Source organism: Aeribacillus sp. FSL M8-0254 (assembly GCF_038008845.1).
Classification (GTDB): Bacteria; Bacillota; Bacilli; order Bacillales; family Aeribacillaceae; genus Aeribacillus; species Aeribacillus composti.
This window is the reverse complement of the sequence record NZ_JBBOZY010000001.1, coordinates 1942742-1955975: the sequence shown is the minus strand read 5'-3', so window position 1 is coordinate 1955975 and position 13234 is coordinate 1942742. Positions and strand designations below refer to the sequence as shown.

12 protein-coding genes and 2 pseudogenes are annotated in these 13234 nt (G+C 37.1%); 4 read left to right on the top strand and 10 right to left on the bottom strand.

Annotation, left to right across the window (positions count from 1 at the left end; genetic code table 11):
* Positions 1–45: 45 nt before the first annotated feature.
* The 4 genes from NSQ44_RS09390 to NSQ44_RS09375 all read right to left on the bottom strand — a co-directional run bounded on the left by NSQ44_RS09390 (position 46) and on the right by NSQ44_RS09375 (position 5229).
* Entirely contained in the window at positions 46–933 is an 888-nt protein-coding gene (locus NSQ44_RS09390) for a restriction endonuclease subunit S (protein ID WP_340856797.1), read from the bottom strand.
* Positions 930–2477, bottom strand: a complete 1548-nt coding sequence (locus NSQ44_RS09385) for a type I restriction-modification system subunit M (RefSeq protein WP_340856795.1) — start codon at positions 2475–2477, stop codon at positions 930–932. Before NSQ44_RS09385 ends, NSQ44_RS09390 begins: the two co-directional genes overlap by 4 nt.
* A gap of 115 nt (positions 2478–2592) precedes the next feature.
* On the bottom strand, positions 2593–3288 hold the full coding sequence (locus tag NSQ44_RS09380) for a hypothetical protein (RefSeq protein ID WP_050367249.1): 696 nt from the start codon (positions 3286–3288) through the stop codon (positions 2593–2595).
* A 9-nt stretch (positions 3289–3297) separates the two neighbouring features.
* Entirely contained in the window at positions 3298–5229 is a 1932-nt protein-coding gene (locus NSQ44_RS09375; protein WP_050367248.1) for an N-6 DNA methylase, read from the bottom strand.
* Between the two features lie 862 nt (positions 5230–6091).
* Between NSQ44_RS09375 and NSQ44_RS09370 the strand changes: the two genes are divergently transcribed.
* Positions 6092–6481 carry a hypothetical protein gene (locus tag NSQ44_RS09370; protein WP_340856789.1) on the top strand — a complete coding sequence of 130 codons (390 nt, stop codon included), beginning with the start codon at positions 6092–6094 and terminating at the stop codon, positions 6479–6481.
* On the opposite strand, the pseudogene NSQ44_RS09365 reads toward NSQ44_RS09370, so the two are convergent.
* From NSQ44_RS09365 to NSQ44_RS09350, 4 genes and pseudogenes are all read right to left on the bottom strand, one after another.
* Positions 6455–7609: pseudogene (locus NSQ44_RS09365) on the bottom strand (Nramp family divalent metal transporter); the annotation flags it as partial. The gene NSQ44_RS09370 and the pseudogene NSQ44_RS09365 overlap by 27 nt on opposite strands.
* 308 nt (positions 7610–7917) lie before the next feature.
* On the bottom strand, positions 7918–8865 hold the full coding sequence (locus NSQ44_RS09360) for a cation diffusion facilitator family transporter (RefSeq protein ID WP_340856788.1): 948 nt from the start codon (positions 8863–8865) through the stop codon (positions 7918–7920).
* A 14-nt stretch (positions 8866–8879) separates the two neighbouring features.
* Positions 8880–9188, bottom strand: coding sequence for an ArsR/SmtB family transcription factor (locus NSQ44_RS09355; protein ID WP_340856786.1), 309 nt, complete (start codon positions 9186–9188; stop codon positions 8880–8882).
* Positions 9189–9408: 220 nt separating this feature from the next.
* Positions 9409–9534 carry a hypothetical protein gene (locus NSQ44_RS09350; RefSeq protein ID WP_256368158.1) on the bottom strand — a complete coding sequence of 42 codons (126 nt, stop codon included), beginning with the start codon at positions 9532–9534 and terminating at the stop codon, positions 9409–9411.
* A 502-nt stretch (positions 9535–10036) separates the two neighbouring features.
* Between NSQ44_RS09350 and NSQ44_RS09345 the strand changes: the two genes are divergently transcribed.
* The 3 genes from NSQ44_RS09345 to NSQ44_RS09335 all read left to right on the top strand — a co-directional run bounded on the left by NSQ44_RS09345 (position 10037) and on the right by NSQ44_RS09335 (position 11319).
* On the top strand, positions 10037–10270 hold the full coding sequence (locus tag NSQ44_RS09345; RefSeq protein ID WP_236933431.1) for a hypothetical protein: 234 nt from the start codon (positions 10037–10039) through the stop codon (positions 10268–10270).
* Positions 10271–10299: 29 nt separating this feature from the next.
* On the top strand, positions 10300–10686 hold the full coding sequence (locus tag NSQ44_RS09340; protein ID WP_050572329.1) for a hypothetical protein: 387 nt from the start codon (positions 10300–10302) through the stop codon (positions 10684–10686).
* Between the two features lie 183 nt (positions 10687–10869).
* Complete coding sequence (locus NSQ44_RS09335) at positions 10870–11319, top strand: hypothetical protein (RefSeq protein ID WP_050368667.1); 450 nt, start codon at positions 10870–10872, stop codon at positions 11317–11319.
* A gap of 211 nt (positions 11320–11530) precedes the next feature.
* Here the strand turns inward: NSQ44_RS09335 and NSQ44_RS09330 are convergent, their stop codons facing one another.
* Both NSQ44_RS09330 and NSQ44_RS09325 read right to left on the bottom strand, forming a co-directional pair.
* The gene (locus NSQ44_RS09330; RefSeq protein WP_340856766.1) at positions 11531–12253 is read right to left on the bottom strand and encodes a ZIP family metal transporter; all 723 of its coding nucleotides are present in this window, start codon (positions 12251–12253) and stop codon (positions 11531–11533) included.
* Positions 12254–12389: 136 nt separating this feature from the next.
* Positions 12390–12620 (bottom strand): annotated as a pseudogene (locus NSQ44_RS09325) (PCYCGC motif-containing (lipo)protein); the annotation flags it as partial.
* Between the last annotated feature and the right edge of the window lie 614 nt (positions 12621–13234).

The following is a 13234-nucleotide window of genomic DNA, read 5'->3' as shown; positions in this document are numbered from 1 at the left end:
CGCTGGCCAGCCTAAGATTAAGTATACATGGACGAACTATTTTCATCATCTGCTGGTGCCGCTTTTGCGGCATGGGGGTCTATTAGCAATATTTATCCGTCCAACTGGAGCGCGTACACTCAAAAGGATGTCTCCTTTTTTTGCAACTCGTAATTCTTGTGTGCAATAAACCGTATGAACCGGATAACGAATACCAAAGTCTTTAACCCCTTGATGAAACGGCAATCCCTTTCTTTCTCGATTGTAGAATTCAGACTTCGGAGACTGTCCCATTAGGATATTAGCAAATTCTTTAAGACTGCTTACTTTCCATCCTTTTGGAATCATCCCTAATTCCGACTCCACAAACTCTCCGTCTTGAAACGGTCCAAAATCAACAAACCAATGCTTGTAAAGCGTCATTGCCATTTCTTCGAGGGTTTTGTTCATCCGAATATTAATATCGATTTTATCGTCTATTGTTTCGAGTATCTTACCTATTCTTTCCTGTTCATTGACATCTTCAGGTATACTTATCTCTAGATTCTGAAGCATTTTCCAATCAGCCCTTGGCATTTTTGTACCACTTGAAGAAGCTGTAGCAAGATCAATCATCTCTTTTGAAGCCATTAGATAAAACAAGAAAGTTTGATTGAACTTCCTAGGATTTTTACTTGTTAATACAAGAATATCGGTTGAACATACGCCATTGAATTTAGGTCTTACTACTTTGCGAAAATATGGGCGTAATTTCCCAAATAAAATATCTCCCTTTGAGAAATAACTTTTTGTACTCGTTACTTCATTTGATTTTCCAACACTGATTAACCGTAATGTTCCTTGACCTATATGTTCTAACCCAATATAAGGTAGAACCTCATCAGGTTTGGGGTGATATGACTCTCTTTTTAGTTCAATAATATCTCCTAATTTCACTTTAATCCAATTACTCACAGTAATTCCTCCAAGTCTTTCCTAATCTTCTCTTGAAGGCGATTAGACTCTTCAAACTGTTCTAAGAGACGCTGAGTTAATTCAGCCATTTTCTCTTCAAATGGTATATCGTCTTCATTGGATACTTCCGTCCCAACATAAATCCCCGGTGTTAATTTATAGTCATTGGCTCGTACTTCATCAATTGTTGCAACTTTACAGAATCCAACAACGTCTTCGTATCCTTCTGCCCCTTCGTATTTGTAGGCACGATAAACGGCTGCGATTTTATCAATTTCCTCTTTAGACAGCGCTTTTTGCTTGCGGCTGACGAGCGTTCCCATTTTGCGGGCATCTATAAACAAAATTTCATTTTTTCTTGCCCGATAGCCGTTTTTGCCGTCACGGTTTTTGCTTAAAAAGAATAAGCAGCATGGAATGCCTGTGGTAAAGAACAGTTTTTCAGGCAATTGAACAATGCAGTCAATATATCCTTCATCCACTAATTTTTGACGGACCTCTTTTTCCTCTTTGACATTCGTTGTCATTGCTCCGTTTGCCATCACAAATCCTGCGGTGCCTGCATCGTTTAAATGGTATAGAAAGTGCTGCATCCACATATAGTTCGCATTGCTGTTTGTAACAGGCCCGATTAAGCGCGGGTCATTTTTTGATAAACGGTCTGCTCCCCAGTCTCTTTGGTTAAATGGCGGATTGGCAATCACGTAATCGGCCTTTAAATCAGGGAACTGATCGTTTAATAGCGAGTCTCCTAAGCGAATTTCTGCATTGATGCCATGCAACAAAACGTTCATTTTTCCAAGACGTACGGTCGTTACTACATTTTCTTGCCCGTAAAACGACAGAGCATGTTTGTTTGGAGCATATTCTTCACTTTGTATAAACATCCCGCCGCTGCCGCACGCCGGATCAAAAACAATCCCGCTTTTCGGTTCCAGCATGGCAACAAGCAATTTAACGATACTTGACGGTGTAAAGAATTCTCCGCCTCTGTTGCCTTCGGAAGCGGCAAAAGAACTAATAAAATACTCATATGTACGGCCCAAGATATCTACACTGTCATCCGTATTGGCGCTAAATACATCACGGGAAAAAATTTCGATTAATCCCGCCACGTTTTCAGGCGGCAAGTTCGAACCTTGGTAAATTCGCGGCAATATGCCTTCCAGTTCTGGGTTTTCCTCTTCAAGACGCTTCATTGCGTTATCAAGAATCTCTTTAATATTCGGCTGCTTGGCGTTTTTCATAATATAAGACCAACTTGCTTCTTCAGGCACTACAAAGACATTTTCCGCTTTATATTGGTCCGGATCGGTGATAATGACTTGCCGCATTTCATCGTCTTCCGTATACCAATCGCTGCTTGGATCTTTTACGATTTGCTCTAATTCTTTTCGGCGCTTTTCGTACTTGTTAGAAAGGTAGCGCAAAAAGATTAACGGAAGAACATAGTGTTTATAATCAGCAGGAGCCACACTCCCGCGCATTTTATTGGCTGCCTCAAATAAATCCTTCTGAAAATCGATGTCTGCTTTTACAGTCATACTCTGCCTCCTGTTTCTTTATCTTTTTCATACTAGATTTGTTGAAAAACAAAAGTAAAGACTTGAAATCATTAGGATGCTCCAAAGTGTTCCAACTTTAATTATACAGCGTTCCCTATTCCTTAGAAACTCTATTATAACGACTCAACTTCTTACCAGCAGATGCAGAATAGTTTTTATAAATGTATTCTGATAAAGCTAATGCATCATCCTGTATTTTCTCCACATCCCATTTATCTTTGGATAAACGCCTCTTTGCAGTTAGAACAATATTTCTATATCCTTTCTTTATTTCCCAATCATACGCAAAACTGACTTGTTGATTAGCTTCCATAAGTATGTTCCGGATTGTTTCGGCATAATCCTGTCTGCGTAGCCAGATGTTTGGCTCTCTTTGCCCATGGCCGTCACAACTCATAGAAGTATATAACCCGACTTTATTTAATGCAAATACTAGGCTAGCAATCCCGCTGTCTAAATCCAATATAGAGAGGTCATTGTCCGGATTATGGTTCCATGCAGCTGGGACTTCTTGTGGTCTTAAAACAGAAAACCAGTTCCATCCTTGTCGATGAAAAAACTCTATTTGCTGGAACAGTTCATCCGAAACAAGGGTATTCGGCTTTAGCCGAATCCCTTGTTCGCCAATGTTGATGCCTATTTGTAATACTGCTAATAAACTGACCATTTCGATGAAGTTAGATTTTGAATACCATAGATCCAAAACTAATTCCTCATCTACTACGTTCACCCAAAATCCTCGTCTTCTTAAACTATTTCTTAATTCAAGAAGAAGTTTCTTTTTCAACACTCATTCCCCCTACTTTGTCATTGGTCGGATAAAAGCTCCGATGCCAAATTTTTGATAAGCATCAAAGTATTTTTTCTTTCTCTCTTCATAAGCTTTGCGAATTAATTCATCTGCCTCTTCCAATTGTCTAATCATCTCCTGTTGCTGCTCAATAGGAAGCAAAGGCAGCTCAATGGAGCGAATATCATTTGGAGTTAAAACTGTTGCAATGGATCCGCTTTGATGAGCTTCAAAAAAGTATTGGCCAATCGGACTTTCTAAGAAACGTTTGACGTAGACAGGATCGACTTCTTTTGTAGAATGAAGGCGAATGATAATAAACATATTCGATACTAAAATCATTCCGTCGTACTCTGGAACAACGGCAATTTTCTGTTGGGTTCCCCTGCTTGACACTAAAATGTCCCCCGGCTGTGCGGTAACGCGCTGTACATCTCTTGTTTGAATTGGAAATTCATCGATGGTTTCAAAGCGTATTTCTCCATTTTCGATATCTCGTATTTGAATAACAGGGAATAACTCCCCGTCTGTATTTTCGATTTGTCTGCGGGATGGAAGATTCACGCCGCGGATGACCTCCGCAATGTCCCCGATCTGCACAAGGTTTTCCGCTTCGCCTTCGTATTTTTTCTTATTAAAAACGATCTTGCCGAATTCTGTGTCCAGTTCCACATGAATGAAGTATAAGGATGGGTTTAAGTCCCAATTGTTTTCGGCAATTTCATCTATAGTAACAATGCGTGAGTATTTTTCTTTGTTTTCATATGCCTCAAGCGTTTCAATAATTTTCTGGACATGTTTGGAAGTCAAATATTTTTGTGTTCTTGTCCGCTCATAATCCCCTTCGGCATTAATGAATTGCACTTTGCCTTTTTTGTGGCTTGGTTTATGTTTATTCAATAGAAGAAGCGCCACCTGAATACCCGTTCCGCTAAATAAATTGTTTGGAAGGGAAACAATGCTTTCGATTACATCGTCTTTTAATAGGATGGAACGAATTTTTCTTTCTGCCGCACCTCTAACCAGTGTTCCAAAAGGAACGATTAATGCCGCTTTCCCTTCCTGATTTAAAGACGCCAATGCATGTAATATAAAGGAATAATCTCCTTGTGATTTAGATGGAAGATCATATAATTCAAATCGATGATAAGGGTCATTGATGGCAAACTCATATCCCCAATCTCTTAAACCGAATGGGAAATTCATCATAATATAGTCAAATTGCATCAGACGCCCATTTTCGAGCCATTTCGGGTCACGAATGGTATCACCCAATTTCATATCTCCCTGTTCTGGCAAGATATGATTGACAAACAAATTCAGCTTGCCAATAACATATAACTCTTCGTTAATCTCTTGTCCATAAACAGAAATATCTTTTCCTTTGCCTTTAGCGTATCGGTAGGCATCAACCAGTATATTTGCAATTCCAGCGGTTCCGTCATATACGGATCCCGTAATTGGCTTTAATGCCTGAATCATTAGCTGTGACAGGCCATCAGGTGTGAAGTCATAACCTTTTGAAGATGCAAGCAGCTCTTTTATTAATGTTTCAAAAAAAACTGTCGTAGCCTCGTTATTTTGATACTCCGTTTTCGTTAATCCATATCGTTCAAGAAGGACCACTAATTTATAAAGAGTAGTTTCCTCGATGTTCTTGAATGTATCGTTAAGAAACACGCCAGAGAGTGAAGGCTCTATGCTTTCAAGCGTACGGTATAAAGATTGGATGGTCTCTTTTACATTTCCGCGGCGATTTTTAAGTTCTTCCCTTGTTATGATGTTTGTGAGCTTCTCACCATATTTTTCATTCTCCATGGCAAAAAACAAAGTATGCAGCTTTAATAATTCGACTGCTAATCCTTTTTCTACTTCAATTTCTTTCTTATTAAATTGATTTTCGAATTCATGAATAAATTGCAACGCTTTGTCACGGCTCATTATTTTACCTCCTAATTTCCTAATAAAGTATTATCAATTCCTTTTTAATTTTGATGCAAAAAAAGAAACTTCATTATGCAATAATTCCATTGTCGCAAGGATTGCCTTCAAAGACATTACTTCTAATGAAATAACTTATGGTTGACCATCTCTGTGTTTTTAATGTAACATACAACAAAATTTTTGTAAAGGGTATTTTTAATTCTTTTTTGGCTTTGTTATAATTCCTCTATAAAAACAAGAATTGTGAACTATAATTTGAGCTACAACAAATGATATAAGGGGATTTTATTCCATTACCTATCAAATTACGTGAAGGCATGGATCAAAAATTCGTCAACTCCTTTCCGCCAAAGAACTGACCCTTCTGGAATGAGAAGTAGGACTCATTCAACGGCAGCATTCCTTAACTGCTAAAGCCTTCCTGACGCTATGTGTATAGGGAGATGGTTCGCTTGGGGGTCAGTCGCTTCAGCGGCTATGCGCCAATTTGGCGCTCTGGCATGGTTGCTCCCTCCCTGTTCCAAGCTCGAATGTATTGGCATCAACGGGAGGGAATCGAGATCAGTGAACGGAAAGCGCCCGATCTCCCCCGATCGTATTAGCATCGGTTTCTTTTGCATTCTCAAACGATGAAAACCGATCTTCCCTCTCTCTCTGATGTTAGTCTAGATTATACAACGAATAGAGAAATGAATTGAGCGTTTTTCACAAAAAATGGTGAAGAACCATAAATAAAAACTGCATTCTCATGATAAAAATAGTGAAAAATTATTGAACTTTAATATTTACTGCTTTTTTTCTTAAATATTTTGTAATAAAATCAAGGTTCAAAGTGAAGTAATTGTTAGGAGTGTTAAACGTGTTGTCAACTAAGGTAAAGTGGTTAAGTTTTACTATCGTTATTCTGATAATCCTACTTGGCGTTTTTTTCTTCGTACCTTTTAAACAAACTCCACCAGACAATACGAGAATGATACTGGACCATGAAACAAAAACATACATTGCTCCAATCTGTTTTGAGGAATCGATTGCATCCAACTTTCTTGAAGAAACTACATTAAAAAAAGTGAAAGAAACAGATTATAAAGCAAGCACAAAATGTACAAAAGAGGCTTTAGAAGGAAAACAAACAACACTATTTATTATGCTTGCTGAAAAATTAGGGATAGATAAAAACAATAAACCTCATTATCCGCAAAAAGATAATGAGGTTTATTATTCCTTAACCAAAGAATGTTTGGAACAATAAATATGCGTTTAAGCTGATAATCACAACCGCTACCATCCAAGCAAGAACTTTCAACCATAATGGATTTGCGAACTCACCCATTTTCTTTTTATCGCTAGTGAATTGAACGAGAGGCACTACCGCAAAAGAGAGCTGTAAAGAAAGAATCACTTGGCTCAAAATAAGTAATTGAGCCGTTCCGCTTTCGCCATAAAGAGCAGTTACAACAACGGCTGGGACAATGGCAATCAATCGAGTTATCAGTCTTCTTAACCAAGCAGGAAGGCGAATATTTAGAAAACCTTCCATCACAATTTGACCAGCTAAGGTTCCCGTTAATGTGGAGTTTTGACCAGAAGCCAACAAAGCAACTCCAAATAAAATACTTCCAAGTGTTGTTCCAAGCAGTGGAGAGAGCAAGTGATAAGCATCTTCAATCTCCGCAACATCTTTCATTCCTGCTTTATGGAACGTAGCAGAAGAAACAATAAGGATCGCTGCATTAATAAATAAAGCGAAGAATAGGGCAATCGTTGAATCCCAAGTAGCATATTTGATCGCTTGTCGTTTACCCGAGCTGGTTTGTTCGTATTGACGTGTCTGCACAATGGAAGAATGCAGATAAAGATTATGAGGCATTACGGTTGCACCTAAAATCCCGATTGCAATATAGAGCATGGATGGATTGTTAATAATCTCTTTGCTTGGAACAAATCCCTTCAATATGCCACCTACATCTGGTTTAGAAAGAAAGATTTCAGTCGCAAAGCAAGCACCAATGGTTAGAATTAAAACAATCACCAACGTTTCAATATAACGAAAACCTTTATTCTGCAGTAGCAATACGACCAGTACATCCAGAGCTGTAATAATCACTCCATATATTAACGGAATGCCAAACAACAATTTCAAAGCGATTGCCGAACCGATCACTTCGGCTAGATCACAAGCTGCTATCATTAATTCACATAAAATCCATAAGAATATCGCCACTGGTTTGCTGTAATGATCTCGACAGGCTTGTGCTAAATCCCTTCCCGTTACAATTCCCAACTTGCCAGCCAATGCTTGAAGCAATATTGCCATTAAATTGGAAAGCAAAATAACGGAAAGTAACGTGTATCCGAACTGGGAACCTCCCGCGATATCAGGTTGGTTGTGTCCGTTTATTTCTCCAACCTTCTTTATCTGCTAACGACAGCTTTTTTATATTTTCACTCATGATGCTCACCTCATGATTGGTTTTCACTAAATATTTTGCATTAAGGAAACTTTTAGGCTAAAAAAATTGCTCCTACATTTAGAATTAGATATATGTAAGAGCAAAGAAAATGTTGCCTAAATAAATTGTACATCAGAAAATTTTTTAGTCAAGGAAAACTTTTATCGTTTATTAGTTTAAGTTTGCTAAAATATGAACAATGACTGATCTTGCTCTATATTGATTATACTTTTCGTTAGATTTTCATGTCCTCGTGATGAATTTGAGAAGTCTCAATTTGAATGGTTGTATGCTGAATTTTAAAGTGTTCCTCAATAAAATGGATCGCTTCTTGTAAAACCTTTTGGCTGTCTTGATGATCTTCAATCAAAATATGGCAACTTAATGAATCCAGCCCTGATGTAATCGTCCAAATATGGAGGTCGTGAACATTAATAACTCCGTCAATACTTTCTAAGACTTTTTTTACTTCATTTAGGTCAATGGTAATGGGCGTTCCTTCCATCAAAATGTGAACCGTATGTTTAACAACTCCCCAAGCGCCTTTCAAGATTAATAAGGCAACTAGAACAGAGATAATGGGATCAGCTACATACCAACCAAAGAGCCACATGATGAGCCCTGCAACAATGGCTCCAACAGAACCTAAAGCATCACCAATAACGTGAAGGTACGCACTACGAAGATTGACGTTATTTTTCACATCCCCTTTTCTCATTAACGCCCAGGCGCTTAAAAGATTGGCAAAAAGACCAATGGACGCAATCAACATCATAGAACCGCTAGCTACGGTTGGTGGGTTGTAAAAACGTTGAATAGCTTCCCATACGATAAACCCGGCGATAATGAACAAGGTAACTCCATTAAATAAAGCCGCTAAGATTTCAAAACGATAAAAGCCATACGTTTTATTAGGAGAAGCTGGTTTGGTGGCAAACCAAATTGCAACTAAGCTAAGAGCAAGTGAACTGGCATCATTAAGCATATGACCAGAATCAGAAAGAAGGGCTAGACTGTTTGTGATTAAACCTCCGAAAAACTCTAACAACATAATTCCAGCAGTAATGAGAAGTGCAATCGTAAGTCCTTTTTTATTCCCTTCTCTGCCGTGATCATGATGGTGTACGTGATGATGGTGATGACCATGATGGTCGTGAGAATGATGGTGGTGGTGATGATGCATGATAAAACGCCTCCTTAATGATGTTCAGAATGTTCAATGGCTTGTTTTAATAATGAAATAACGTGTTCGTCATCGCAGGAGTAAAACAGAGTTTTTTCTTCACGGCGATACTTAACTAGTCTCAGATTTCGTAAAATACTAAGTTGATGGGAAACGGCTGATTGAGACATTTCCAACACTTCTGCAATATGATTAACATTGCACTCTTCTTGCGATAACAAGTAAAGAATTTTGATTCGTGTTGGATCGGCTAATACTTTAAATATGCGCGATACATTTTCAATGGTTTCAGATTTTAGGAAAGAATGGTCTTCGGTCTTCATGATGATTTCCCTCACTTTATTTATTATATATGAGCATATATTCATATGTATGTATCATATTTTACATTCAGTTTTTTGTCAAGTTTAGGAAATGTTTTTTCATGAAAATGAGGGATTTAGATAATAAATGAGGGGGGATGATGACAACCGTTCAGGTGGAAAAATCAGACTTGCAACATGCCGATTTAAGGGTATAAAAAGGACAGCAGTGAGCTGTCCTTTAAAATATCAGCACATCTTTTGTAAATTCTTCTTCAAGTTCCCGTATGACGTTATCCTCATTACTTGTTTGTTGTGTTTGTTCCTCTTTTTTCTCAGTTTCTTTCTTGTCTTTATCCCTGTTCATTAGAAACCTCCGTATGAATGCAGTTTATCGATCGATTCAAAATGACCACTTTTTATTGCTCGTTTTCGATTTCATTTTTAGCATCCTTCTTGTTACGTTCTGTATACCATATCATCTTCACATTTTAATTGTGTCACATCCGCTTTCATACTTTTAGCGATGTCTTGAGTTCTGATGAAATAACATCGTTTTTGATAAAAAACTCCCGAAAGAACCATTTTTTGGATTATTTTCTCTACACATCCGCTAGATTATTCTTTGGGATAACATACAAAAAGGCACAATTTAACATAACGGGTTCGGTTGTTGAGTATAAAATTGAAAAAAGTAATACAAAAAGGAGTTCAATTCGCATATGAATTGGACTCCTTTTATTTGTTGATATATCAATGTTTTATTGAATTTATCACCATTAATCGCATTATAATTAGCAAGTGACTGCTGACCAACAGACAGTATTCCAAATATGTGTTAAAATTGATGCTAATTGGACATAAATTCATTGATGACTTCCCTTTATCGTGTATTTGCCAAAGAAATTCACTTATCTAATGCCCACCATTTTCTTTGTCAAACGGATAAAACAAAATCTCGGAAACAAGCTCGTGAGGAATTTATTCAAGCAGGAGTGGATTTAATCAACTGGGGAATTAACTTTGGTTATGATTACAAGTTCTTTGCAGAAATTGGCTTTTCTGAAACTGGAAGAATTATTTCATACACACCAATTTCATAAGAAAGTCATTTCAGGTGGCAGCAGTCATTATGAATACGCTGATAATTCGATTGAACATCCACTTGCGACAATTGACAGAAGATTTCGATGAATTGATTGTACAACCAATCTTTCATCATTCGAACCAAAGGACATTGCTAATCGTGAATGACAACGCCACAAATACCTTTATCCAGCACATTCGAAGACGGCTATCTATTTTAGAAAGACCATTGATAACAGCTCGTGGTGACGGAAAAAGCTATATCTATTCAAACTTTAACTCAAAGTATGCTCAAATGGCTCTTACCATACTTCGGACTTACTACAATTTTTGTTTAGCATACAAAACAAAGGAGACAGTAGGAACACCTGCTCAACGATTAGGCATTGCAAAAAAACAATTTGATTTAAAAGAAATAATCTATATGCAATAACCTTAAGGGATTTGATATTTTATAGGACCAAATCAGTATACGATTTGTTTTTTATTTTTTGCTGAAATATCAATATTTTTTGACTAAATCCTTTTTAATGATTTTGGTATTTTATGTTAAACTGAATATATAGATTACTCAGAAAATTAGCAAAGGGAAAATTAACCCATGAGGGGGAAGTGTATGAAAAAATTTTTAATTACATTATTAGTATTAATTGCGTTAGGCATTGGGGGGGATTTTGTTACTGAACTATTTAGTGCTAAACCACCTTTACCAACCATAACTGTTGGAGAAAAAAAGGTAGAAGTGGCACAAGGTTCGTATTGTTGGAATGGATTACTTAGTTCTGTTTGTGCCGATACAAGTTCTCCGCCAGAACTCATTAAAAATCAAGAACTAAAACCTGTGGTTGTACCACCAGATTCCCAATTGAAAATAGAATTCAAAGATGAGCCTAAAGAAAATACATTAGTAGTAAATAGATGGCTTACAAATGAAAAAACAGAAAATGTTCCAATAAATGATAATGTGATACTATTACCAAAAGAAAAAGGTGTATATGTGTATGATGTTTCAGCGAGATGGGAAAAGGGAGATTCAAGTTATGCCTTTGTAATTGAAGTACGGTAGTAACATTTTAGTAACAGTCTTAATTTAACAAGTCAATATAATTTTAGTTTAAAACGCTTGGAATAAACCCAAGTGTTTTAATGTGCTTTTTACTTTGTTAAATTTGGTTCGAATTTTGTGCTAATTACGCTGTTATTTGTACTGTTTTTCTTGATTTTGTACTTCTGAACCGAACCCGTTAACTTAACATGCACCTTTTTAGTAAAGTCTTTTATAGAAAAAACAAGTAAAATGAAACCAATACAAAACCGATTACAGCCATGATAACGCAGTATATTTTGGTAGATGTGCGTAAAGCTGTTCCAAAAATTTCTTTTTCCGTCACGGAAAGCATTACCCCCATCGCCAATGCGATAATCATTGCTACTAGCCAAGGGACACCCATCCCATAATTACTTCCGATGAAGGCTCCAACTCCTATGGGGGCGGAGGCTATGGTTGCCCCAAGTATGATGCTGAAAATTCCAAACCCAGCCATCAGCAAGGGAGTAAAAACAGCAATCCCTTCTGGAATATTGTGAAGCATGATCGCAGTCATCATTGGTTTAGTCAATGAATCGTGAGTATTGGCTCCAAGTGCGATGCCTGTTGGAAAATTGTGCAGGGCAATACTGAATGTTAAAAATAGACCAGAATGTACAAATAAGTCTTTTTTAGCGTCATTGGTAATAATGATCACATGATGGGAAACCTTTTCTAGATGCTTATAAATAAAATAACCAAAAATCAATCCGACAATAGCAATAAACCAACCTCCAATTTCTATGCTTTCAGGCAAAATTTCCATCGTGACCAGTCCAAATATCATACCACTACATACTGAAAAAATGGTTGGCGTTCCTTTTTGCCAGCCTTTAAACAACCAAGCAATCACTCCGCCAGATAACATTCCAATAGCAGAAGCAGAAAACCCTAAAAGCCAAAGTGAGTTCATCCATCATCCCCCTTGTACTAAGTTGTCTTTACTTTTATATCTGCCAAACTTATAAAATATGCCTTAAGAAAACAAAAAATCCTCTACCGTGGGAGGATTGTAAAGCCTTCGTTTTCGGAAAAGTGAGGTTTGTTTATTATAAAGGCATTGGAGTTTTAGTTGGTTTTGCGTAACCTTCTTTGTACTTTTCGTCAATGTAGTGGCGAATTTCCTTTATAGACATACCTTCTTGTTTCATTTTAATGGATTCCGCGGCGATTTGTAAGCAAACGCCACAACGAGTACCGTGGTCATTCCAGACAACAGAACCATCTTCATTGATTTTTTTGACAAAGCAATTCATACTACTTTTATGTCCTGCACTCTTCTTTTGTTTGGTTATATTGATTATTTAGCACATAGTTCTATTTTTTATAATTCTAAAATAAAAAAAACAGTGATTGCTTAACCTTGACTTAACACAATCAATAAATTTTTTGACGGCTGAAGAGATGTTTTTCAGAGATATTACCGCAATCCCTATGGTACGATAAATGATCTCTTTCTAAATGAATAAAATACAATGTGTGATACACGAAACAAAAGCATTTCAGGAAGTATACTGATTCCAAGATCAGCTTGATTTTCAGCTACTTCATATTTCGATCTTTGGTGGCACTTGATTTTCCTTTAAAATCCGCCTTACATTGTTATCGCTCCCCCACTCTGGCATAATAAACGCTTCTTCTTCCAGTTAGGGAAAGGAAATCATCTGTTGTTCGTGTTCGTGAAAGTGGGTTCATCCGCCAACAATGCAAACTATTATGTCTTTTTTAAAAAGGATGATGTCAAACGATTTAGATGTAGGTAAAGACACAAACACGAAATCTACTGCACCATTCCATTGATCAATATCATTGTAATCCCCTTCTAATAGTCTAATTAGAAGGATGCTGCATCTGGAATTGTTTTATAATTCTGGACAAACTGCTGTGATCAACT